At 66.5% G+C, this 22,789-nt stretch carries 19 protein-coding genes and 3 tRNA genes; 9 read left to right on the top strand and 13 right to left on the bottom strand.

From position 1 onward, the window contains the following. Positions 1 to 52: 52 nt before the first annotated feature. The 3 genes from rlmB to rnr form a co-directional block, all read right to left on the bottom strand. Positions 53 to 796: a 23S rRNA (guanosine(2251)-2'-O)-methyltransferase RlmB gene (rlmB, locus tag MG068_RS06540; protein WP_005408775.1), complete on the bottom strand. Its 744-nt coding sequence runs from the start codon at positions 794 to 796 to the stop codon at positions 53 to 55. 156 nt (positions 797 to 952) lie between these two features. Continuing rightward, on the bottom strand, positions 953 to 1,435 hold the full coding sequence (locus tag MG068_RS06535) for a GFA family protein (protein ID WP_132809720.1): 483 nt from the start codon (positions 1,433 to 1,435) through the stop codon (positions 953 to 955). A 94-nt stretch (positions 1,436 to 1,529) separates the two neighbouring features. Beyond that, positions 1,530 to 3,995, bottom strand: a complete 2,466-nt coding sequence (gene rnr / locus MG068_RS06530; protein ID WP_107432518.1) for a ribonuclease R — start codon at positions 3,993 to 3,995, stop codon at positions 1,530 to 1,532. 128 nt (positions 3,996 to 4,123) lie between these two features. Between rnr and MG068_RS06525 the strand changes: the two genes are divergently transcribed. Beyond that, a tRNA-Leu gene (locus MG068_RS06525) sits at positions 4,124 to 4,208 on the top strand. Positions 4,209 to 4,262: 54 nt separating this feature from the next. Here MG068_RS06525 and MG068_RS06520 read toward each other — a convergent pair. The 3 genes from MG068_RS06520 to MG068_RS06510 all read right to left on the bottom strand — a co-directional run bounded on the left by MG068_RS06520 (position 4,263) and on the right by MG068_RS06510 (position 6,189). Beyond that, on the bottom strand, positions 4,263 to 4,649 hold the full coding sequence (locus MG068_RS06520; RefSeq protein ID WP_132809719.1) for a cupin domain-containing protein: 387 nt from the start codon (positions 4,647 to 4,649) through the stop codon (positions 4,263 to 4,265). 75 nt (positions 4,650 to 4,724) lie between these two features. Next, positions 4,725 to 5,549, bottom strand: a complete 825-nt coding sequence (locus MG068_RS06515; RefSeq protein WP_032127915.1) for an AraC family transcriptional regulator — start codon at positions 5,547 to 5,549, stop codon at positions 4,725 to 4,727. 79 nt (positions 5,550 to 5,628) lie between these two features. Then, entirely contained in the window at positions 5,629 to 6,189 is a 561-nt protein-coding gene (locus tag MG068_RS06510) for a helix-turn-helix domain-containing protein (protein WP_132809718.1), read from the bottom strand. A 101-nt stretch (positions 6,190 to 6,290) separates the two neighbouring features. On the opposite strand from MG068_RS06510, the gene MG068_RS06505 reads away from it, so the two are divergent. Continuing rightward, entirely contained in the window at positions 6,291 to 7,202 is a 912-nt protein-coding gene (locus MG068_RS06505; protein ID WP_132809717.1) for a DMT family transporter, read from the top strand. Positions 7,203 to 7,240: 38 nt separating this feature from the next. Continuing rightward, a tRNA-Leu gene (locus MG068_RS06500) sits at positions 7,241 to 7,325 on the top strand. Positions 7,326 to 7,403: 78 nt separating this feature from the next. Here the strand turns inward: MG068_RS06500 and MG068_RS06495 are convergent. Further along, entirely contained in the window at positions 7,404 to 8,150 is a 747-nt protein-coding gene (locus MG068_RS06495) for a sulfite exporter TauE/SafE family protein (RefSeq protein ID WP_107433349.1), read from the bottom strand. Between the two features lie 99 nt (positions 8,151 to 8,249). On the opposite strand from MG068_RS06495, the gene MG068_RS06490 reads away from it, so the two are divergent. The 3 genes from MG068_RS06490 to MG068_RS06480 all read left to right on the top strand — a co-directional run bounded on the left by MG068_RS06490 (position 8,250) and on the right by MG068_RS06480 (position 9,887). Continuing rightward, positions 8,250 to 9,149 (top strand): LysR family transcriptional regulator, encoded by a 900-nt coding sequence (locus MG068_RS06490; RefSeq protein WP_132809716.1) that lies wholly within the window; start codon positions 8,250 to 8,252, stop codon positions 9,147 to 9,149. 50 nt (positions 9,150 to 9,199) lie between these two features. Then, positions 9,200 to 9,284: transfer RNA gene (locus MG068_RS06485), tRNA-Leu, on the top strand. Between the two features lie 324 nt (positions 9,285 to 9,608). After that, the gene (locus MG068_RS06480; RefSeq protein WP_049461950.1) at positions 9,609 to 9,887 is read left to right on the top strand and encodes a hypothetical protein; all 279 of its coding nucleotides are present in this window, start codon (positions 9,609 to 9,611) and stop codon (positions 9,885 to 9,887) included. Positions 9,888 to 9,997: 110 nt separating this feature from the next. On the opposite strand, the gene emrB is transcribed toward MG068_RS06480, so the two are convergent. The 4 genes from emrB to emrR are packed head-to-tail and all read right to left on the bottom strand — an operon-like array spanning position 9,998 to position 14,715. Then, positions 9,998 to 11,584, bottom strand: coding sequence for a multidrug efflux MFS transporter permease subunit EmrB (gene emrB / locus MG068_RS06475; protein WP_132809715.1), 1,587 nt, complete (start codon positions 11,582 to 11,584; stop codon positions 9,998 to 10,000). A 7-nt stretch (positions 11,585 to 11,591) separates the two neighbouring features. Beyond that, positions 11,592 to 12,770 (bottom strand): multidrug efflux MFS transporter periplasmic adaptor subunit EmrA, encoded by a 1,179-nt coding sequence (gene emrA / locus MG068_RS06470; RefSeq protein WP_071228433.1) that lies wholly within the window; start codon positions 12,768 to 12,770, stop codon positions 11,592 to 11,594. 11 nt (positions 12,771 to 12,781) lie between these two features. Then, positions 12,782 to 14,275, bottom strand: a complete 1,494-nt coding sequence (gene emrC / locus MG068_RS06465) for a multidrug efflux transporter outer membrane subunit EmrC (protein WP_071228434.1) — start codon at positions 14,273 to 14,275, stop codon at positions 12,782 to 12,784. Continuing rightward, positions 14,272 to 14,715 carry a multidrug efflux system transcriptional regulator EmrR gene (gene emrR, locus MG068_RS06460; RefSeq protein WP_032127923.1) on the bottom strand — a complete coding sequence of 148 codons (444 nt, stop codon included), beginning with the start codon at positions 14,713 to 14,715 and terminating at the stop codon, positions 14,272 to 14,274. The genes emrC and emrR overlap by 4 nt, the downstream gene beginning before the upstream one ends. A gap of 172 nt (positions 14,716 to 14,887) precedes the next feature. Here emrR and MG068_RS06455 point away from each other — a divergent pair, with 172 nt between their 5' ends. Next, the gene (locus MG068_RS06455) at positions 14,888 to 15,769 is read left to right on the top strand and encodes a helix-turn-helix domain-containing protein (protein ID WP_049399506.1); all 882 of its coding nucleotides are present in this window, start codon (positions 14,888 to 14,890) and stop codon (positions 15,767 to 15,769) included. Between the two features lie 60 nt (positions 15,770 to 15,829). Beyond that, positions 15,830 to 18,073, top strand: a complete 2,244-nt coding sequence (gene parC / locus MG068_RS06450) for a DNA topoisomerase IV subunit A (RefSeq protein WP_005408764.1) — start codon at positions 15,830 to 15,832, stop codon at positions 18,071 to 18,073. A gap of 267 nt (positions 18,074 to 18,340) precedes the next feature. Here the strand turns inward: parC and bfr are convergent, their stop codons facing one another. After that, entirely contained in the window at positions 18,341 to 18,829 is a 489-nt protein-coding gene (gene bfr, locus MG068_RS06445) for a bacterioferritin (RefSeq protein WP_132809714.1), read from the bottom strand. Positions 18,830 to 18,953: 124 nt separating this feature from the next. Between bfr and MG068_RS06440 the strand changes: the two genes are divergently transcribed. Continuing rightward, positions 18,954 to 21,281 (top strand): penicillin acylase family protein, encoded by a 2,328-nt coding sequence (locus MG068_RS06440; RefSeq protein WP_132809713.1) that lies wholly within the window; start codon positions 18,954 to 18,956, stop codon positions 21,279 to 21,281. Between the two features lie 39 nt (positions 21,282 to 21,320). Here MG068_RS06440 and MG068_RS06435 read toward each other — a convergent pair whose 3' ends face one another. Further along, the gene (locus MG068_RS06435) at positions 21,321 to 22,706 is read right to left on the bottom strand and encodes a cation:proton antiporter domain-containing protein (protein ID WP_132809712.1); all 1,386 of its coding nucleotides are present in this window, start codon (positions 22,704 to 22,706) and stop codon (positions 21,321 to 21,323) included. Positions 22,707 to 22,789: the final 83 nt, after the last annotated feature.

The following is a 22,789-nucleotide window of genomic DNA, read 5'->3' as shown; positions in this document are numbered from 1 at the left end:
TGGCGACTACCTGGTGGGTGTCGACCTTGGTCGACACAGCCGCTGCTGCCGATCAACCGCGCTGGCGCACGGCCTCGAACAGGCTGACACCGGCCGCGACGGAGACGTTCAGGCTCTCGATCTCGCCCGGCATCGGGATCTTGACCAGGCCATCGCAGTTCTCGCGGGTCAGGCGGCGCAGGCCATCTGCTTCACCGCCCAGCACCAGGGCGATGTTGCCCTTCAGGTCCAGCTGGTACAGCGAGGCGGTGGCTTCGCCGGCCAGGCCGTAGATCCACACGCCCTGCTTCTGCAGGTCCTTCAGGCAGCGCGACAGGTTGGTCACCGCCACCACCGGGATCAGATCGGCGGCACCCGCCGAGGTCTTGCGCACGGTGGCATTGACCGTGGCCGACTTGTCCTTGGGGATGATCACGGCAGTCGCGCCGGCGGCAGCGGCCGAGCGCAGGCAGGCGCCCAGGTTGTGCGGGTCCTGCACCTCGTCCAGCACCAGCAGCAGGGCCTTGCCCTCGGCTGCAGTGACCAGGCCTTCCAGCTCGTTCTCGCTGTAGGTGCGGGCGGCGGCATAGCGCGCGGCCACGCCCTGGTGGCGTACCGAACCGCCGACACCGTCCAGCGCCTGGCTGTTCACCTTGCGCACGTCGATGCCCTTGCGGCGGGCGTTTTCCTCGATCTCGGTCAGGCGCGGGTTCTTCGCACCGGCCTCGACCAGCACTTCGCGGACGTTCTCGGCGTCGTTCTCGATGGAGGAGGCGACGGCGTTGACGCCGACAATCCACTGGCTGTTCTTGCTCATGCGGGCGGGGACCGGAAAGGGGGTGGCTATGGTAGAGCATCGGCGGGCCGGGCGCTGCGGCCGGCCCTCTGTAGCGCCGAGCCCATGCTCGGCGGGCGGCGGCCGATGAAGCCTGAACCCAGAGCAGCCGAGCGTGGGCTCGGCGCTACAGGTGGCTTATCGGCTGCGCGGCGGCCAGTGCGGGGTGTCGTGGTCCGGATGCTGGTGGGACACGATGGTGGCCAGGAAATCCAGCGCCGCGATGTCTTCCTCGGTGCGCCGCGCCGGCAGGCTGGCCAGGCTGTCGACGAAGTGCAGCTTGCGTTCGACTCCGTACTGGATGGTCGGTGGCAGGCGTTCGGGTTGGTCAAAGGCACCAGCGGCCACGGCCACGCCGTCGGGGGCTTCATAGGTCAACGGGGTGCCGCAGTCGGCGCAGAAGCCACGCCGCACCACGTTGGACGACTGGAAATAACGCGGCTGGCCGCGGGTCCAGCTGAACTGCACGCCGCGCACCGACACCAGCGGCGCATAGTAGGCACCGAAGGCCTTCTGGCACATCCGGCAGTGGCAGATCGAGCTGTCGGTCAGCGTGCCTCGCGCCTGGAAGCGGATCGCGCCGCACTGGCAGCCGCCGCTGTATTCGGGTTGGCCCTGCATGCGATGTCTCCTGGTGGTGCCGGCCGCTGGCCGGCAACCCGTCGGTGCCGAGGGTGCCATGGATGCCGGCCAGCGGCCGGCACTACCACGGTCATCAGTATTTCTCTTTCTTCCGCTTGGCCGGCTTGCCACGCTCGGGCAGCGGCGGCAGGCCATCGCCTTCATCCTCACCCTTGTGCTCGACCAGGCGGAAGTCGATCTTGCGCTCTTCCATGCTGGCCTTCAGCACCAGGATGCGCACGCGGTCGCCCAGCCGGTAGCTGCTGCCACGGCGCTCGCCGGTCAGCGTCTTGCGGGTCGCGTCGAACTTGTAATAGTCCTGCGGCAGCTGGGTCACATGGACCAGGCCCTGCACCTTCGACTCGTCCAGCTCCACGAACAGGCCGAAGCTGGTCACGCCGCTGATCACGCCATCGAACTGGCCGCCCACGTGCTTTTCCATCCACGCGGCGCGGTAGCGCTCGTCGACCTCGCGCTCGGCCTCATCGGCACGGCGCTCACGCTCGGAGCACTGCAGCGCCAGCGCAGCCATTTCGCGTGCGTTGTAGGTGAACTTGTCCAGCGGCTTGCCGGACAACGCGTGCTTGATCGCGCGGTGCACCAGCAGGTCAGGGTAGCGACGGATCGGCGAGGTGAAGTGCGCGTACGCCTCCAGCGCCAGGCCGAAGTGACCGTGATTCTCCGGGCTGTAGATCGCCAGGCTCTGGCTGCGCAGCAGCACCGATTCCAGCAACGTGGCATCAGGACGATCCCGGATCTTCTTCAGCAGCTTGGTGTAATCGCCCGGACGCACCTTGGACCACGGCGGCAGGCTCAGCTTGAACTCCTTGAGGAATTCCAGCAGGTCGGCGTACTTGGTTTCCGGCGGCTTCTCGTGGATGCGGTACGGGGCCGGCACATGGCGCGACAGCAGGTACCTGGCCGCCTCGACGTTGGCCGCGATCATGCATTCCTCGATCAGCTTGTGTGCGTCGTTGCGCACCAGCATGCCGGCCTGGGTGACTTCACCGCGGTTGTCCAGCACGAAGCGCACTTCGCTGCTTTCGAACTCGATGGCGCCGCGCTTGGCACGTGCCTTGGACAGCACCTTGTACAGCTGGTGCAGGCGCTGCACCTGCGGCAGCAGGTCGCCCATCCAGGCCTTGGTATCGGCATCGTCCTCGCCCACCGCCTTCCACACCTGGGTGTAGGTCAGGCGCGCGTGCGAGTTCATCACCGCCTCGTAGAAGCGCGAATGCGTGACCAGGCCGTCGCGGTCGATCTGCATGTCGCAGACAAAGCACATGCGGTCGACCTTCGGCATCAGCGAGCAGATACCGTTGGACAGCGTCTCCGGCAGCATCGGCACCACGAAGCCCGGGAAGTACACCGAGGTGGCGCGCTTCTGCGCCTCCTCATCCAGCGGCGTGCCGGGGCGCACGTAGTTCGAGACATCGGCGATCGCCACCACCAGGCGGAAACCCTCGGCATTCGGCTCGCAATACACCGCGTCGTCGAAGTCCTTCGCATCCTCGCCGTCAATGGTGACCAGCGGCGTGCTGCGCAGGTCGACGCGGTCGCCGATCATTGCCGGCTCAACCACCAGCGGCACCGAAGCCGCTTCGTCCAGCACGTCCTGCGGGAACTCGAACGGCAGCTCGTGGCCGTGGATGGCGGTCTCCACCACCAGCGACGCGGTCAGCTTGTCGCCGAGCACGGCGATGATGCGGCCGATCGGCGGACGGCGGCTGTCCGGCGCCTGGGTCAGTTCGCAGACCACCAGCTGGCCGTCACGTGCACCACCGGTCTGGTCCGGCGGCACCTGCACGTTGCGCTGCACGCGCTTGTCGTCGGGCACTACGTAGTTGATGCCCATCTCGATGCTGAAGCGGCCGATCAGGCGGGTCATGCCGCGTTCGAGCACGCGGGCGATGCTGCCTTCGCGACGGCCACGGTGATCGATGCCGGTCACACGGGCCAGCACCTTGTCGCCGTGCATGACCTTGCGCATCTCATACGGCGGCAGGAACAGGTCGTCACCGCCCTCGACCGGACGCAGGAAACCGAACCCTTCCGGGTTGGCGATCACCACGCCAGTGACCAGGTTCAGGGTCTGGATCGGGGCGAAACCGCCGCGACGGTTCTGCACCAACTGGCCGTCGCGGACCATGGCACCGAGCCGGCGCGACAGCGCCTCGGCCCGGTCCGGCGCGGTCAGGCCCAGGCGCGCGCCCAGTTCCTCGGCGGTCTGCGGCCCTTCGCAGCGCTCCAGCAGGGCCAGGATGGCCTCGCGGCTGGCGATGGGCTGTTCGTACTTCTCGGCTTCGCGGGCGGCATAGGGATCGTCGATCACCTTGCCGGTCGGCGGCAGCTTGCGGCCCGGGGCCGGGCCCGGAGCGGCGGCATCGGCGCTGCGGACCTTGCGACCACGCGGTGGTGCGCCGCCTTCATTCAATTCGGGGAACCAGCCCGGCAACGGCTTGCCCGGCTTGGTGGTGCGGGCCGTGCCCGCCTTGGCGCCCTTCTTCGGGGCCTGGCTGCGGGAGGTGCTCCCGCCCTTGCTTGGTTTTTTGGTAGTCATCGCCCTACATGGTAGCCGCTGACGGCGTGCAGAACGGGTCAGCGGCTGTCTTGAAGGCCTTGCATGAAAAATATTCAGGAAGTCGTTGACAGCCTGGGGATTCATCTTCACAATTGCGCCTCTGGAACGCCCAGGTGGCGGAATTGGTAGACGCACTAGTTTCAGGTACTAGCGGGTAAAACCGTGGAGGTTCGAGTCCTCTCCTGGGCACCACTGATAAAGAACCCCTGAGCGATCAGGGGTTTTTTGTTGTCCGGCGCCTCCGCCTCATATCCAGACATCGTTCTGCGCGGTGCGCTCGCCGCGCGAATCGCCCGTATTGAGCACGCCTCGCGGCTCGACCAGCATCAACCACACTTCGTGATCGGCACAGGTTCTGTGCTCCACCCCTTTAGGCACGACGTACAGTTCGCCTCGTCGCAGCAGGATGTGCCCGTCGCGGAATTCGATGCGCAGCTCTCCCTCAACCACCAGGAACGCCTCATCAGTGTCGGCGTGCACGTGCCATACGAATACGCCCTCGATGCGTACGATCTTGAACTGGTAGTCATTCATCTCGGCGATGACCTTGGGTGCCCACTGTTCGGTAAACAGCGCAAATTTCAGGGCAAGCGAGACCGGCTGGGGCAGCGGAGAGGGATCAAGGTGTGACATGCGGATGCTCTTGGCGACATGGAAGAGGAAGCATGGAAAACTCCGCCGTGGGGTTCTTGTACGATCGTGCAACGATCAACGGCGCCGGCCGCGCATGCCCATCCGCTTGAGCCACAGCGCAGGCGTGACCCCGTAGGCAAGCAGGAACTGCCGCGCCATGTGGCTCTGATCGAAGAAGCCCGTATCGAGTGCAGCCGAGGCGATTGATTGCCCGGCCAGCAGGGCCCTGCGCACCCTGTCGAGCCGCCGAAGTGTCAGGAACCGATAGGGGCTGGTACCCAGCAGCGCGCGAAAATCACGACTCAGCTGCCAGCGATCCATGTCGCTGACCTGCTCCAGCGCATCCAAGGTCACCTGCTGTCCGAGCCTGTCCATCAGGTAAGCGCGGGCCCGCTCCACCCCGGCCGCATCGGGCCTGCGCATGGCACGCGGGCGCCCGGCCACCGCGACAAGGCTGTGCGATAGATCATAGAGCGCGTCAGCCTCTTCCATGGGATCCAGGCAGGCCTGTAGGTGCGCCAGTAGAGGCAGAATCGCGGCCCTCAGGCGAGGGTCGCTGGATACCCCCCCCTGCACGAAGGGAAGCGGCGCACCGCCAAGCACCTGTTGCACCTGCCAAGGTGAGACATAGGCCATCCTGTAGCGGAATCCGGCGGCCGTGCCCGCCTCACCATCGTGCAGTTCATCAGGATGCAGCACGAGCACCGATCCAGGCACGCCGTGCCGCCGTGAGCGCTGATACTGGAAACTCTGCACCCCAGCCAGCGTGAATCCGATGGCATAAGTGTCATGTCGATGAGGCGCGTAACCGTGGCCTTCGAAGAACGCCTCGATGCGCTCAATGCCACCGTCACCCTCCCCGCGCTTGACCCAGTCACCTGGCGAAGCCTTCTCAGTCATTTCCACGCTCCATCAGGCACCACCACTCCAGCATGGATGTCGGCAGGGATTCTCTTACCAGCGTTCCGGTCGTCCGGGTTCAGCGATGCTCGATCAACATCACCGCGGTGACCGGTTCCGACATCGCCTCCAGCACATGCGCGACATCGGCCGCATAGCTGATGTAGTCGCCCGCCCCCAGTTCGACGCACTGCCCCACTGGCCCCAAGCGCGCGCGGCCACTGCATAGCACCACGTGCTCCACCGTTCCCGGCGGATGCGGTGCGGATTCACGGATGGATGCAGGCTCGACCACGACCCGATAGATATCGCGGCGCGCCCCCGCGGGGCACGCGGCCAGCAGATGCACGACGTAATCAGCCTGCTCGGAGGCCAAACGAGCGCCCTCTCCAGCACGTATCACCTGCACCGGCTGCTGCGGCGGAGCGATCAGCTGCGATACCTGAACCTCCAGAGCCGAGGCCAGCGCCCACAGCGTTTCAAGGCTGGGATTGCCAATACCAGCCTCCAGCTGGGAAAGCGTGGACTTGGCAACGCCAGCCCGCTTGGCCAGCTCAGAAACAGACACCCCCAAATGCTCGCGCTCCCGCCTGAGGGCACGGGCGAGGACATCAATGGGCGCGAACTTGGATGAAGACATGAATACTCCATATCGAACGAATGTTCGACTTGACGAACACTAGTGATCACTTCTATCTTAGCGGCCAATCGTTCGACATATCGAACACCGCTGGAGGTGGCATGCAGTCCATCCGCGTTGGCGCGTTGCAGATGGCGGCAGCGATGGTGATATCCGGCAGCGTGGGTTGGTTCGTGGTGGAAACCGGACTGCCCGCGCCGACCGTGGTGTTCTGGCGCTGCCTGCTGGGCGGACTGGCCATGCTGCTGGCCTGCGTCGCACTGCGCCTGCCGTTAGGGGATGCGCGCAAGCGGCGCTGCCTACCCTGGATTCTCGCTGGCGGTGCAGCCCTGACCCTCAACTGGATCTGCCTGTTCTCCGCCTACCCGTATGCGTCGATCGGCGTGGTGACCGTCACCTATCACACCCAACCGTTCCTGCTGGTGGCCCTTGGCGTGCTGGCCTTCGGCGAACGCCCACGCCCCGCTCAGTGGGGCTGGCTGCTGCTGGCCTTCGGCGGCGTGGTGATGATCGTTGTTGCCACCCCCTCAGGCACCACCCCTTCGGCCAACTACTTCACTGGCATTCTGCTGGCGCTGGCGGCCGCCCTCCTCTACGCCATTGCCGCAGCCATCGGCAAACGACTGGTGGACGTGCCCACGCCCGTGGTCGTAACGGTGCAGCTCCTGATGGGCAGCCTGTTGCTGCTGCCCTTCGCGCGCTGGCCGGGCGACGCTCCGTCGCATGGATGGGCACTGCTGCTGACGCTGGGCTTCGTGCATACTGGCATGATGTCGACGCTGTTGTACTCAGCCCTGAAGAAACTACCGACCCTGCTGGTTGGCGTCCTGTCCTTCCTCTACCCGGTCATCGCCATTGCCATCGATGCGGCGGCATTCGGCCATGTGCTGGGGCCGGCCCAATGGATGGGCAGCGCGGCGATCCTCGGCGCCGTCGCCGGCATGAACCTGCTGCGGGCGGGCGGAATGCAGGGCGGCACAGCGAGTGACGCCGAACACGACCAAAAGTGTTGACACCCCCGTAACAACACCCCATAATCTCGCTCCTCGACGCCCAGGTGGCGGAATTGGTAGACGCACTAGTTTCAGGTACTAGCGGGTAAAACCGTGGAGGTTCGAGTCCTCTCCTGGGCACCACGTCGAGAATGAGAAAAACCCGCGAAAGCGGGTTTTTTCATGCCCGTGATTCGGCATCGCCGCGACCGGCGGCCGGCATCACAACAGCGGCCGCAGCACCAGCTCCAGTCCGAGCAGCAGCAGGAAACCCAGGAAGCAGGCGCGGAACACCCGCGCACTGATGCGCTGCCGGATCACCTGCCCCAGCCACATGCCCAGCAATGCCGGCAGCACCGCCAGCGTACTCAGCCCCAGCTGCTGGATGCCGAATGCGCCGTGCAGCACCAGGCCAGTGGTCAGCGAAATCGTCGACACAGTGAACGCCAGCCCCAGCGCCTGCACCAGCTCCTCGCGCTGCAATCCCAGCGACTGCAGGTACGGCACCGCCGGCATCACGAACACGCCGGTGGCGCCGGTCACCACACCCGACAACGCCCCCACCAGCGGCCCCAGCCATCGCTCGCGCCGCTGCGGCACGCGGAACACCGGCGCAAGCAGGGCATAGGCCGCATAAACCACCAGCGCAACGCCCAGCGCAACACGTGACCAGGTGCGATCGACCCGCACCAGCAGCGCTGCCGAGCCCAGCGTCACCACCACCACGGCCAGCATCATCGGCCACAGGCGCCGCACGATGTGGCCCAGTGAGGGGCCGGACAACAGCTGCCACGCATTGGTGACGAAGGTGGGGATGAACAGCATCGATGCCGCCGCCACCGGCGACAGCGCGCCACCGAGCAGACCCATCGCCACTGTCGGCAACCCCATGCCGGTCACGCCCTTGACCACACCGGCCAGCACGAACACCACCACCAGCAGCACGTAGAAGTACATCGATTCATTCATGCCTTCATTGGATCGGCCGGCCGCTCGGCGCACAATGCGGTCTTCCCGGCCTCGCCTTCGGCTGATCCGAAGGCTCAGGCGTTGCGATGAGGGCATCACATGCGGATGGATATCGCCGACCTGCGCCTGTTCCTGGCCATTGCCGAGGCGGGCAGCATCACGGCCGGTGCCGCGCAGGCAAACCTGGCACTGGGCTCAGCCAGTGAGCGCCTGCGCACGATCGAAGCCGATGCCGGTACCCCGCTGTTGAACCGGCACCCACGCGGCGTCAGCCTGACCGAAGCCGGTGCCGCGCTCGCCCACCATGCACGCTTGATCCTGCAGCAGCAGGCACAGCTGCGCGGTGAACTGCAGGCGTTCGCGCACGGTGCGCGCGGCACCCTGCATCTGTATGCCAACACCGCAGCGCTGACCAACTACCTGCCTTCGCGGCTCGCACCATGGCTGGCCGAACGCCCGCGCCTGCACGTGGAACTGCTGGAGCGCACCAGCCCTGAAGTCGTGCGTGCGATCAGTGCTGGCCAGGCCGAGGCGGGCATCATCAGCGATGCCGTCGACGCTGCCGGTCTGCAGCAGCATGTGGTCGCCGAAGATCCGCTGGTGATGCTGTTGCCCGAAGACCACCGCCTCGCCTCACGGCGCAGCGTGGCCTTCACCGAGGTAGCCGGCGGGACCTTCGTTGCCCTGGCCGATGGCAATGCACTGCAGGCCTACATCGAAGACCAGGCACGCGACATCGGGCGACGCCTGGACGTGCGCATCCGCATGAAGACGTTCGAAGGCGTGTGCATCATGGTCGGCTACGGCATTGGTGTCGGCATCGTGCCGCGTACCATTGCGCGCCAGCATCGACGCAATACCCGTACTGTTGCGGTTCCGCTTGCAGATGCGTGGGCACAGCGCCGCCTGTGCGCCTGTTTCGCCGGATGGGCGCAGCTGTCACCGGCGATGCGCAGCCTGCTGCTTCACCTGGGCGTACGGCCACAGAAAAATGTGTGAAATGTTGTTGACACACTCTCTGCCGTCCCGCACAATTCATCTCCTGAGTCGCCCAGGTGGCGGAATTGGTAGACGCACTAGTTTCAGGTACTAGCGGGTAAAACCGTGGAGGTTCGAGTCCTCTCCTGGGCACCACGACTCAAGATGATCAAACCCGCGAAAGCGGGTTTTTTCGTTTCCGGGGTTTGGCGAGCCTGGCATCGCATCTACCGCTGGAACTGTCGTATCTAGCACCACCCGGCAGTCGCCTGCTGCGGCATACCTCCTCCCGGCGCGTCGTTACCAGACCTTGAACGGCCTCCTTTTGGGGCGCATTTCACTTTAGCCGTTCAATTCGTACTTTTCCTAGTCGAGATTTACCCGATTCCTTTTCGGTGGAAGGCAGATTTACAGAAGCCGGTTGCAGGTGTATCGCCACGACCTGACCAGCGCCCTCCCCCTTCCCCAAAGGACGCACCCATGCAGCGCAGCATCATCTGCCCTCACTGCCATACCGGCTCGAACCACGGCGTACGCGTATGCGTGGGATGCCAGGCCGAGGTCCACTACGGCGCATCGAAGGAGGCCGTAATGCTGGTCTTTGTTGCCGCCATCATCTGCGGCGCACTGGTCGGCAGCCGATTGCAGGCCACTGCTGGCTGGCTCACATGCGGCGCCGTACTTGTGGCGGGAATGTGGGCCATCACCCGATTGTTCTGCGATCGGGTGGTGTTCAAGCGCGTCTATCGCACGCGCTGAACCTGCGCCGCGGCACGATCCCAACGGCAGGGCCCGTGCGACCCGCGGTGCACAAACAAAAACCCCGCCTTGCGGCGGGGTCAAAATACAGCACGTGTTTCCAGGGAGTTTCAGTGTCCGCCACCGGCGGCTGCACCCGCACCCGCGCCGAACGGCGGCTTGGCCAGCCACAGGAACGCGATGATCGCCAGGAAGATCCAGCCCAGCAGGAAGAAGATGTCGTTGAAGCCCATCTGCGATGCCTGGTGGTTGATCATGTTGTTCAGTACCGCTGCGCCATGTTGCAGGTCGCCCTGCCCCATCGCTGTCACCTGGTCCTGCATGCCCGGCTGATAGACCGAGATGTGCTCGGTCAGGTCGGCATGGTGCACCTGGGTGCGCCGCGCCCACAGCCACGTCGTCAGCGACGCCGCGAAGCTGCCACCCAGCGTGCGCAGGAAGGTGGCCAGGCCTGAGCCCGCCGCGATCTCGCGTCCATCCAGGTCCGACAGCAGGATCTGCAGCACCGGCATGAAGAACAGCGCGACGCCGATGCCCATGATCAGCTGCACACCCGCCACATGGTTGTAGTCCACCTGCAGGTTGAAGTTCGAACGCAGGAAGCTGGTCATCGACAACACAATGAACGCGACCGTAGCCAGCATGCGCATGTCGAAGCGCGATGCATACTTGCCCACGAACGGGGTCATGATCACCGGCAGGATGCCGATCGGCGCTGTCGCCAGGCCCGCCCAGATCGCGGTGTAGCCCATGTCACGCTGCAACCACTGTGGAATCAGCAACGCCACGCTGAAGAACGCCGCGTAGGCCACCACCATCGCCAGCGTACCGGCGCGGAAGTTGCGATGCCGGAACAGCTTCAGGTCGACAATCGGATCCTTGTCGGTCAGTTCCCAGATCAGGAACACCGTCAGCGTGACCACGGCCACGCACGCCAGCACCACGATCTTCATGGACGAGAACCAGTCCTCGTCGTTGCCCAGGTCGAGCACCAGCTGCAGCGCACCGACACCGATCACCAGGGTGACCAGGCCGACGTAGTCCATCTTCGGCTTCTCGATGTGCTCCGGGCGCCCCTTCAGCTGGTTGCCCACAACGAGCGCAGCGAAGATGCCCAGCGGCACATTGATCAGGAAGATCCATTCCCAGCTGTAGTTGTCGGTGATCCAGCCACCGAGAATGGGTCCGCAGATCGGCGCCACCACCGTGATCATCGCCAGCAGCGCCAGTGCCTGCCCGCGTTTCTCCCGTGGATAGATCGAGACCAGCAGCGACTGCGTGATCGGGTACATCGGGCCGGCCACGAAACCCTGCAGCGCACGCGACAGCACCAGCATGCCCATGCTCTGCGCCAGGCCGCACAGCAGCGAGGTGATGACGAAGGCCAGCGTGGCCCAGACGAACAGCTTGCGTTCGCCGAAGCGGCGGCTGAGCCAGCCGGTCAGCGGCAGCGCGATGGCTGTGCTGACCGCGAACGAGGTGATGACCCAGGTCGCCTGCTGCGAACTGGCGCCGAGGTTACCGGCGATGGTCGGCAGCGAGACGTTGGCGATGGTGGTGTCGAGCACCTGCATGAACGACGCCATCGCCAGGCCGACGGTGCACAGGGCGACGCTGGGCGGCAGGAACCCGGAGGCCGCACCCGGCGCCGCCGGGGCGCCCGGAGCACCGGGCGCGGCTGGAGCTTGTGCGGACATGGCGACCTCAGCCCACCTTCGCCTGCTGCGGCAGGTTGCCCTGGATGATCGTGTGGATCACCTCGTCGGCATCATGCAGCTGCTTGGCATACACGTCGGTGTCGAACACCGTGCCCTTGGCCGGGGTGCTCGGCAGCACTTCGCCCTTCTGGTCGCGCAGGCTCACTTCGGCCTTCATCGACAGGCCGATGCGCAGCGGGTGTTCGGCCAGCTGCTTGGCATCGATGGCGATGCGTACCGGCACGCGCTGAACGATCTTGATCCAGTTGCCGCTGGCATTCTGCGCCGGCAGCAGCGAGAACGCCGAGCCGGTGCCCAGGCCCAGGCTCTGGACGCGGCCCTTGTACTTCACGTCACCGGCGTACAGGTCCGACTTCAGCTCCACTTCCTGGCCCAGGCGCATGTGGCGCAGCTGGGTTTCCTTGAAGTTGGCCTCGACCCACATCTGTTCGGTCGGCACCACCGCCATCAGGGCATTGCCCGGCTGCACGCGCTGGCCAACCTGCACCGAACGACGGGCGACGTAGCCGGTGACCGGCGCAACGATGCCGGCGCGGGCGTTGTTGAGGAAGGCCTGGCGCAGCTGCGCGGCGGCGGCCTGCACATCCGGCTGGGTGGCGATCACGGTATCGTCGACCAGCGCGCGGTTGCGCTCGACGGTCTCGCGCGAACCGGCCACGGCCGCTTCGGCAGCGGCCAGCTCATCGCGGGCGTGGGCCAGTTCTTCGTTGGAAATGGCGCCGGTGGCGGCCAGGTCCTTGCGGCGGGCGAAGTCTTCGCGCACGCGCTTCAGGGTCACCTGGCGGGCGTTCAAGTCCGCCTGGGCGCCTTCCACGCTGCGGTACAGACCGCGGGTCTGGCGCACGGTCTTGGCCAGGTTGGCTTCGGCCTGCTGCAGTGCCACCGCAGTGTCGGACGGGTCCAGCTGCACCAGCAGCTGGCCGCGCTCCACGCGCATGCCGTCATCGGCGTTGATGGCGACCACGGTACCGGCCACCAGCGGGGTGATCTGCACCTGGTTGCCCTGCACGTAGGCGTCGTCGGTCTCTTCGAACCAACGGCCGAACATGAAGTACCACAGCGCCAGTGCGGCAAGCAGCAGCACGACGATCACGAACAGGCCGCGCAGCAGGTTGCCGCGGCGGTTGGGGGCGGCCGGGGCCGCAGTGTCTTGGGTCTGGCTCATGGCGGAAGTCTTCAGGAATGCGAGGAATCGGAATGGGAGGCGATCGGTGCGCGGTCGGCGTCAGAGGGCTGGAAACCACCGCCCAGCGCCTTGCTCAAGCGCACCGAGGTCTGCACCTGCTGCGACTGCAGGCCGGCCAGCTGCTGCTGCGACTGCAGCAGGGTGGACTGCGCGGTCAGCACGTCCAGGTAGCTGCCGATGCCGGCGCGGTAGCGCTGCTGGGCCAGGTCGAAGGCCGAACGTGCGGTATCCACCGCCTGCTGCTGCGAATGCGCCTGCTGTGCCAGCGAACGCACCGCGTTGACCTGGTCGGCCACGTCGCGCAGTGCATCGAGCACGGTCTGGTTGTAGTTGGCCACCGCCAGGTCGTACTGCGCATCGGTGTTGGCCAGGTTGGCGCGCAGCTTGCCGCCTTCGAAGATCGGCAGGCTCAGCGCCGGTCCGATGTAGGCGAAGGTCGAACTGCTTTTCAGCAGATCACCCACGTTCGGTGCGACGACGCCAGCCAGTGCGGTCAGGTTGAAGCTCGGGTAGAACTTGGTCCTGGCGACCTTGATCTGCTTGTCGGCCGCTTCCACGCGCCAGCGCGCGGCAACGATGTCCGGGCGACGACCCAACAGTTCGCTGGGCAGCACGCCCGGCAGCTGCAGCGCCATCGGATTCAACGCCTGCGGGCGCTGGATCGACAGGCCACGGTCCGGACCCTTGCCGACCAGCGCGGCCAGCGCGGTGCGGGCCGCATCGATGCGCTGCTGCGCGGCCTGCACCTGCTGCTGCGCGGCGGGCACGCGGGCCTCGGCCTGGCGCACCTGCAGATCACTGTCGATGCCGGCGCTGCGGCGTTGGCGGGTCAGTTCCAGCGACTTCTGCGAGCGGCCCAGCTCTTCTTCGGCCACGTCATTGAGCTGCCATGCATACGCCAGGTCGGCATAGGCCTGGGTGATGCCGGTGGACAGGTTCAGGCGTGCAGCCTGGGCTTCGACAGTGGCGGCATGGGCGCCGTCCACGGCCGCTTCCCAGGCAGCGCGCTTGCCGCCCCACAGGTCCACGCCATAGCTGAAATCCAACGCGACCTGGCTGCTGCCAGCGTAATGGCCTCCCATCTCGCTGCCGGCCATCGACTCGGGCAGGCGCAGACCGGTATAGCCACCGGACACCGACAGGCTCGGCAGGCGATCGGCACGCGCGGTACCGACCTGCGACTGCGCCTGGCGCAGGCGCGCATCGGCAGCGTCCAGGCTCGGGTGGCCAGCCAGGCCCTCGGCGACCAGCGCGTCCAGCTGCGCATCGCCCAGCGCCTTCCACCAGTCCTGCGCCGGGAAGCCGGTGGCGCTCAGGTCGGTGTCGGCCAGGGTGCGTTCGCTGTGCAGGCTGTCCACGTCGAGCACGTGGCCCTGCGGGTTGAGGCCACGACTGCTGGCGCAGGCGGCCAGGGCCAGGGCCAGCGCTGATACCAGCAGCGCGCGCCCGGACCGGCGGAGAGTGGATTGCGGGATCGGGTTCATGGGGTCGTCAGGGAATCGCGGATTCGGGTGAGGAGGGACAGCAGCTGCGTGCGCTCGTCAGCGGAAAGATCACGCAGGGCGTAATCCATCACCGCGTCGCCACGCAGCTTCAGCCGCGCCCACAGTGCGCGGCCTTCATCGGTCAGCACGATCTGCAGCGCACGCCGGTCCTGGGCATGCGGTTCGCGGCGGACGCAGCCCAGCGACTCCAGCTTGTCCAGCAGGCGGGTCACTGCACTGGGCACCTGGTCGATGGCCTGGGCCAGCTCGTTGGCCGTGCACGGAGCCATGTTGGAAAGCACCTTCAACCCGATGTAATGGGTGAAGCCGATACCCAGGTCTTCTTCAGCCATGGACGCGTCGAGTTGACGGACCAGGCCATCGCGCACCTGGCGCAGCAGCAGGCCGAAGCTGGGGGGAGTGGTTGCAGGACAGATCATGGGGGAGCATTCTCTTCCAAAAAAAATATTTCTCAATGGAAATATTCGATCTGGCATCGAATGCTGTGTTGCAGCAGCGGGCTGGATCAACGAAGGCGCCTACCTTAATGATCTGGTCAGGTGGCCCGGTAGTACAATTAAGCCAATGGATGACACATTTCAGCCAGCGGATATGATGAACAAGGCAGAAATCCCCCCTCCCAAGCGGTTGCTGCGCGACGACGCCCTGGATTGGTTCGAGCGCAATGACGGGCCACCGGTTGTCGCCTTCCGCTTCGACAGCCCCTTGGGCCTGGTCCGTGAAGTGGACTGGCACCACCATCAGCGCGCGCAGCTGATCTGCGTCGAACGCGGCCTGTTGACCACCCGCACCTCGCACGGAACGTGGTCACTGGCGCCGGGCTCGGCCGGCTGGATGCCGCCGCTGGAGCCGCATACGGTCACCCTCGACGGCCCGCTGCGTGGCTGGGGCATGGCGCTGGCCGCACCGGCCTGCGCCACCCTGCCCGCCGATCCCTGCGTACTGGGCCTGTCCAAGCTGGCGCAGGCGCTGGCCGACCGCATCTGCGAATGGCCGCTGGGCTACGACACCACGCCCGAGCGCCAGCACATCATCGAGGTGCTGCTGGACGAGATCCGTACCGCGCCGCGCCAGCGCATGCACCTGCCGATGCCGCATGACCGGCGCCTGCTGAAGATCGCCTCGCAGCTGCTGGCCGACCCGTCCGACGAGCGCAGCCTGGCCGAATGGGCGCACTGGGCCGGGCTGTCGCCGCGCAGCCTGACCCGCCACTTCCGCGACGAGACCACGCTCAGCTTCGCGCAGTGGCGGCAGCAGGCCCGGCTGTCCGAAGCCCTGCGCCAGCTGACCGACGGCCGCAGCGTGGCCGATATCGCCCACGCGCTGGGCTTCAGCAGCGCCAGCGCCTTCGTCACCGTGTTCCGCCGCCACTTCGGGCTGCCACCGGGGCGCTACCTGGCACGGGCCGGACACGGCCTGGAAACCGGGCTGGACCCTGCGCGCGGCTTGGCATCCCCCGCCGCATCCGGATAATCACAGGATTGCGAGCGGCGACCGCCGTCGCCGCCTCCCGACAACAGGTAACAATGCCGCATGACCGAACTTGCCCGCCCCGTGTTCCACGGATTCGAACAACTGCCGCTGCGCGAGTACGCCGAACGCGCCTACCTCGACTACTCGATGTACGTGGTCCTGGACCGCGCCCTGCCGTTCATCGGCGACGGCCTGAAGCCGGTGCAGCGCCGCATCATCTATTCGATGAGCGAGCTGGGCCTGAATGCCGCGTCCAAGCCGAAGAAGTCCGCGCGTACCGTCGGTGACGTCATCGGTAAGTACCACCCGCATGGCGACAGCGCGTGCTACGAGGCGCTTGTGCTGATGGCACAGCCGTTCTCGTACCGCTACCCGCTGATCGAGGGCCAGGGCAACTTCGGCTCCAGCGATGACCCGAAGTCGTTCGCGGCGATGCGTTACACCGAATCCAAGCTGACCCCGATCGCCGAAGTACTGCTGGGCGAACTGGGCCAGGGCACCACCGACTGGGCACCGAACTTCGACGGCACCCTGCAGGAACCGACCTGGATGCCAGCGCGGCTGCCGCACCTGCTGCTGAACGGCACCACCGGCATCGCCGTGGGCATGGCCACCGACGTGCCGCCGCACAATCTCAACGAGATCGTCAGCGCACTGCTGCACCTTCTGGACAACCCCGATGCGACCGTGCGCGACCTGTGCGAGCACGTGCAGGGCCCGGACTACCCTTCCAGCGCCGAGATCATCACCGCCGCCAACGATCTGCGGAACATCTACGAGACCGGCAACGGCAGCGTGCGTGCGCGTGCGACCTTCAACAAGGAAGCCAACAACATCGTGGTGACGGCGCTGCCGTTCCAGGTGTCGCCGTCGAAGGTGATCGAGCAGATCGCCGCGCAGATGCGCGCCAAGAAGCTGCCGTGGCTGGAAGACATCCGCGACGAATCCGACCACGCCAACCCGGTGCGCGTGGTGCTGGTGCCACGTTCCAACCGCGTCGACGCCGACCAGCTGATGGGCCACCTGTTCGCGACAACGGACCTGGAGCGCAGCTACCGCGTCAACCTCAACGTGATCGGGCTGGACGGCCGTCCGCAGGTGAAGAACCTGAAGATGCTGCTCAGCGAATGGCTGACCTTCCGCAGCAACACCGTCACCCGCCGCCTGCAGCACCGCCTGCAGAAGGTCGAGCGCCGCCTGCACCTGCTGGAAGGCCTGCTGGTCGCCTTCCTCAACCTGGACGAGGTGATCCACATCATCCGTACCGAGGACGAACCGAAGGCGGCGCTGATCGCGCGCTTCGGCCTGTCCGAGGAACAGGCCGAGTACATCCTGGAAACCAAGCTGAAGCAGCTGGCCCGCCTGGAAGAGATGAAGATCCGCGGCGAGCAGGACGAGCTGGCCAAGGAACGCGAGAAGATCCTCGGCATCCTCGACAGCAAGGCCAAGCTGAAGAAGCTGATCCGCGACGAACTGACCGCCGATGCCAAGAAATTCGGCGACGCGCGCCGTTCGCCGCTGGTGCAGCGCCAGGCCGCCCAGGCCATCGACGAGACCGAACTGGTGCCGAGCGAGCCGATGACCGTCGTGCTGTCGGAGAAGGGCTGGATCCGTGCCGCCAAGGGCCACGACGTCGATGCGTCCGCCCTGTCCTATCGCGATGGTGACGCCCTGCAGGGCGCGGTGCGTGCGCGCAGCACCCAGCAGGTCGCGTTCCTCGACAGCGAAGGTCGCGCCTACTCGACGCCGGTGCACACCCTGCCCTCCGCGCGTGGCAACGGTGAGCCGCTGACCGGCCGCTTCTCGCCGGCCGCGGGCACCAGCTTCGTGACCCTGGCCAGCGCCGAGCCGGATGCCCGCTTCGTGCTGGCCTCCAGCCATGGCTACGGCTTCGTCACCCGCTTCGAGAACCTGATCGGTCGCAACAAGGCCGGCAAGGCGATGCTGAACCTGTCGTCCGGCTCGTCGGTGCTCACCCCGTCGATGGTCGCCAACGTGGCCACCGACCGCATCGTGGCGGTGACCAGTTCCGGCAACCTGCTGGCAATCGCCGCCAACGACCTGCCGGAACTGGACAAGGGCAAGGGCAACAAGATCATCGAGATCCCGAAGGCCAAGCTCGCCACTGAACGCGTGGTCGCCATCGTGGCGATCAGCCCGGGGCAGACCCTGCAGGTGCGCAGCGGTCAGCGCACGATGGGGCTGAAGTTCAACGAGCTCGACGCCTACCTCGGCGCCCGCGCCACCCGCGGCCACCTGCTGCCGCGCGGCTGGCAGAAGGTGGAAGGGCTGTCGGTGGAATAAAGGCTGGGGCATTGCTCCTGGTGGGTGTCAACCTTGGTTGACACGCCTTGCCGGAGACCAGACACGAAAAAGCCGGGGCATTCCCCGGCTTTTTCGTTGTCGGCTGGCGGGCGGTGGAGCGGCTGGCTGGCGAAAGCTGGCTGGCGATGCTCCGGTGCTGGCGGGCGACAGAACGCTGTGCTTCTTCTGGTAGAGCCGACCGCTGGTCGGCTGTCTTTTGAAGAGCAGCCGACCAGCGGTCGGCTCTACCCAAAGCGGGGCGCCGGCTCAGTGCGCCGGAGCGCCGTTGCCGTCGATCTTGCTCAGCTGGTACAGCTCCAGGCCGATGCGCTTGATCAGGTCCAGCTGCTGCTCCAGCCACCAGGCGTGGTCTTCCTCGGTGTCCTTCAGTTGCGCCAGCAGCATGTCGCGGCTCACGTAGTCACCCTTCTCTTCGCACAGCTTCATACCGGCGGCGAGATTGTTCCGAACCGCGTATTCAGTGTCGAGATCCTTCTGCAGCATTTCTTCCACGGTCTTGCCCGGCTCGGTGGCATGCGGGCGCATGTCAGGGTCGCCGCCGAGGAACAGAATCCGGCGCAGCAGCGCGTCGGCGTGCTGGGTTTCCTCTTCCATCTCGTGGTTCAGGCGTTCGTACAGCGCGAACAGGCCCTGGTCCTCATAGCGGCGGGAATGGATGAAGTACTGGTCGCGGGCAGCGAGTTCGCCGCGCAGCAGTTCCTTCAGGCAGGCGATGACGTCCGGGTTGCCTTTCATGGGGGGGCTCCTGTGAATCGATGCGGCATAGGGTGCCGCATTTCAAAATACGGTGATCTAATCGGAATCAGTCGCAGTTGCGCCTGCGGCTACAATCAGCCCACAAGTTCGGAAAGGACGTGCGATGCGACGTACATGGCGTTGGGTGCTGGGTGTGTTGGTCGCCATCGTGCTGGTCACCGCACTGGCCCTGTGGCTCCTGCTGCGCGGCAGCCTGGCCGACCTGGACGGCGAGCATGCGCTGCCGGGCCTGGCCAAGCCGGTCACCATCGAGCGCGATGCGCTGGGCGTGGTCACCATCACTGCCGGCAGCCAGGCCGACGCGATGCGCGCACTCGGCCATGTGCATGCGCAGGAACGCTATTTCGAGATGGACCTGATGCGCCGCAGTGCCGCCGGCGAGCTGTCGGCATTGTTCGGGCCGAAGGCCGTTGAAGCTGACAAGCGCATGCGCGTGCACCGCCTGCGCGCCCGCACCGAGGCGCATCTGGATACCGCGCTGGGCGACAACGGCGCGGTCGTGCGCGCCTATGTAGATGGCGTCAACGAAGGCCTTACCGATCTCTCCGTGCGGCCATGGGCCTACCTGCTGCTGCGGCAATCACCGCAACCGTGGCAGCCCAGCGACAGCGTGCTGGCCGGGCTGGCCATGTACGCCGACCTGCAGGACCCGAACAACCAGACCGAGCTTGCACTGAGCCGCATCCGCGCAGTGGTGCCGCCGGCGCTGTACGCATTGATCGCCCACGACGGCACCGAATGGGATGCACCGCTGTTTGGCGAAGCCACCGGCAATGCGATTCTGCCCGATGCCAGCCAGCTCGATCTGCGCACATTGAAGGGAAAGCCGGGCACCGAGCAGGAGGAGGCGGACGTCATCGGCAGCAACAACTTCGCGGTGGCCGGCGCACTCACCGCCGACGGCCGCGCGATCGTCGCCGACGACATGCACCTGGGCCTGCGCGCGCCTGGCCTGTGGTTCCGGGTGCGCCTGCGTTACCCCGACCCGCAGGCTGCCGGCGGCCAGGTCGACGTCACTGGCTTCTCGCTCCCTGGCCTGCCGGCGGTGATCGTCGGCAGCAACGGCCACGTCGCCTGGGGCTTCACCAACAGCTACATCGACACGGCGGACTACCGCACGGAACCGGCCAACGCCACGGTGACCGTGCACGAAGAACGCATTGCGGTGGCCGGCCAGGCCGACGTGCTGTTCCCGGTACGCGAAACCGCCTGGGGGCCGATCCTGCACACCCATGCCGATGGCAGTGGCGATGCCCTGCGCTGGGTCGCACACCTGCCCGGCGCCGTACGCCTGGATTTCGCTGATCTGGCCCGCGCCGGTGACCTGGACGGTGCACTGCACTTCGCCGACCGCGCCGGCATTCCCGCGCAGAACCTGGTGGTCGGCGACCGCAGCGGCCGCATTGCCTGGCGCTTGATCGGTGCCCGTCCGGACCGTGGCCCTGGCTGCGCGCCGGCCGGCTTCACTGCCGCCAGCAACCAGGACTGCGCACCGTGGCCGATCCGCAGCGATGCCTCGCCGGCATTGATCGATCCCCCCAACCATCGCCTGTGGACCGCCAACGGACGCGTCCTCGACGGCGAGGCGCTGGCCAGCGTCGGCAACGGTGGCTATGACCTCGGCGCGCGTGCGCAGCAGATCCGCGACCTGCTCGCCATCCAGGACCGCTTCGACGAACACGACCTGCTGGCGATCCAGCTCGACGACCGCGCCGTGTTCCTGCAGCGCTGGTGGGCGTTGCTGCATGACGTCATCGAACGCAGTGACGACCCTGCACTGAAGCGCTTGAAGGCGGTCAGCCATCAATGGGGCGGCCGGGCCTCGGCCAGCTCGGTCAGCTACCGGGTGGTGCGCGCGTTCCGCACGCAGGTGATGGATACCCTGTCCGATGCACTGCTGGCGCCGGCCAACGCGCAGCTGGGCGATGACTATCTGGACCCGCGCCTGGCACAACTGGAAGGCGTGGCCTGGCCGATGCTGCAGCAACGCCCCGCCAACCTGTTGCCACCGGCCTACGACAGCTGGGACGCGCTGCTGCTTGATGCCGCACGCCGCACCGAGAGCGAGCTGGCCAAGCAGGGCCCACTGGCCCAGCGCACCTGGGGAGAGCGCAACACCGCGGCGCTCTGCCATCCCATCGCGCGTGCATTGCCGGACATCGCCAAGCGCTGGCTGTGCATGCCCGCCGATCCCCTGCCCGGTGACCGTGACATGCCGCGCGTGCAGACGCCGAACTTCGGCGCCTCCGAACGCATGGTGGTTTCGCCCGGCCACGAGGCCGACGGCATCGTGCACATGCCCGGCGGCCAGAGCGGGCACCCGCTGTCGCCGTACTGGGGCGCCGGCCACGAAGACTGGGTGCATGGGCGGCCGACACCGTTCCTGCCCGGCAAAGCGCAGCACACGATGACGCTGGTACCGGCGCGGTAGCGGTCGTGCCGGCCGCTGGCCGGCACGACCGTCCAGCGCTCAGCCCCGGCGCCGCTCGATCAGGTTCAGTAGCGGCCCGGTCATCGCCGTGGTCACCAACGCCATGATCGCCAGCACCGCGAACAGCCGATCGCCGAGCAGGCCCAGCTCGTAGCCCAGGTTGAGCACGATCAGCTCCATCAGGCCACGGGTGTTCATCAGCGCCCCCAACCGCCACGCTTCGCGCGTGGGCATGCCCGCACTGCGCGCGGCACTGAAGGTACCCAGCAGCTTGCCCGTCGTGGCCACCGCGATCACCACCACGCACAACACGACATCGCTGGCCTGCAGCGCATCGGCGCGCATGCGCAGGCCGGTCATGGCGAAGAACAGTGGCAGCAGCAGGGTCACCGCGAACGGTTCGACGCGGGCCATCAACAGGTCGCGCAGCTGCGCGTTGGACGATACCGCGACGCCTGCAGCGAATGCACCGAACAACGCGTGGATGCCCAGCATCTCGGTGACCAGCGCACTCGCTAGTGACAGCAGCAGGATACCCAGCAACCAACGTCCCTCACGGCCCGGCGCGATCTGCTGGCGGGCAAACCACGGCTTCACCAGCCCCAGCATCAGCGCCACGAACACGACCACGCACAGCAGGTTGAGGCTGGCCGGCAACCAGCCGCTGGCCTGGGCGGCGGCGACGATCAAGGCCAGCAGGCACCAGGCGGTGGCATCGCCCAATGCCGCGCAGGCGATCGCGGTCTGGCCCAATGGCGTCTGTGTGATCCCACGATCGGCAAGGATGCGCAGCAACACGGGGAACGCGGTGATGCTCATGGAGATGCCGACGAACAATGCGAATGCAGTAAAGCCCACACCCTGCGGACCGTGCTGCGGATACAGCCAGATCGCCAGCGCCACGCCGAGCACGAACGGCACTGCAATACCGGCATGGCTGACCGTGAAGGCGAAGCGCCGGCGGCCACGCAGCGCCGCCAGGTCCAGCTCGGCACCGGCTACCAGCAGGAACATCAGCACGCCCAGCTGGCTGAGCATGCCCAGCGGACCCAGCGAGCTGGCCGGGAACAACGCACCATGCAGCTGCGGCAGCAGGCTGCCGAGCACCAGCGGCCCCATCATCAGGCCAGCGGCCATCTCGCCGATCACCGCCGGTTGTCCAAAGCGCTTGAGCAGCGCACCCGCGCCCTTGGCCACCAGCAGCAGCACCAGCAGCTGCAGCAGGAACAAGCCCAGCGGTGAGGCAAGGTGCTGCGCCCAGCTGCCTTCGGCGGCGGTGGCGCGGGCAACCGCCTCGGGCGCCGCCGGCCCGGCATACCGCGCCAGCAGTACGCCAGCCAGCAACGGCACGCCGGCCCAGGCCAGATAACGCCATCCCCATTTCGTGGGCGGCACGTCGCCACCTGCCTGTACGTCCATGAACATTCCCCAATGCGCAGGGGGCGATCATACAAAAAGGGGACGGAGGGGATTAAGTCGTTAGTGGCACAAACGACTTAATCCCCTCC

This window comes from Stenotrophomonas sp. ASS1 (assembly GCF_004346925.1).
Classification (GTDB): domain Bacteria; phylum Pseudomonadota; class Gammaproteobacteria; order Xanthomonadales; family Xanthomonadaceae; genus Stenotrophomonas; species Stenotrophomonas maltophilia_A.
Note: the sequence above shows the minus strand (reverse complement) of the source record. Positions and strands in the feature narration are given on the sequence as shown.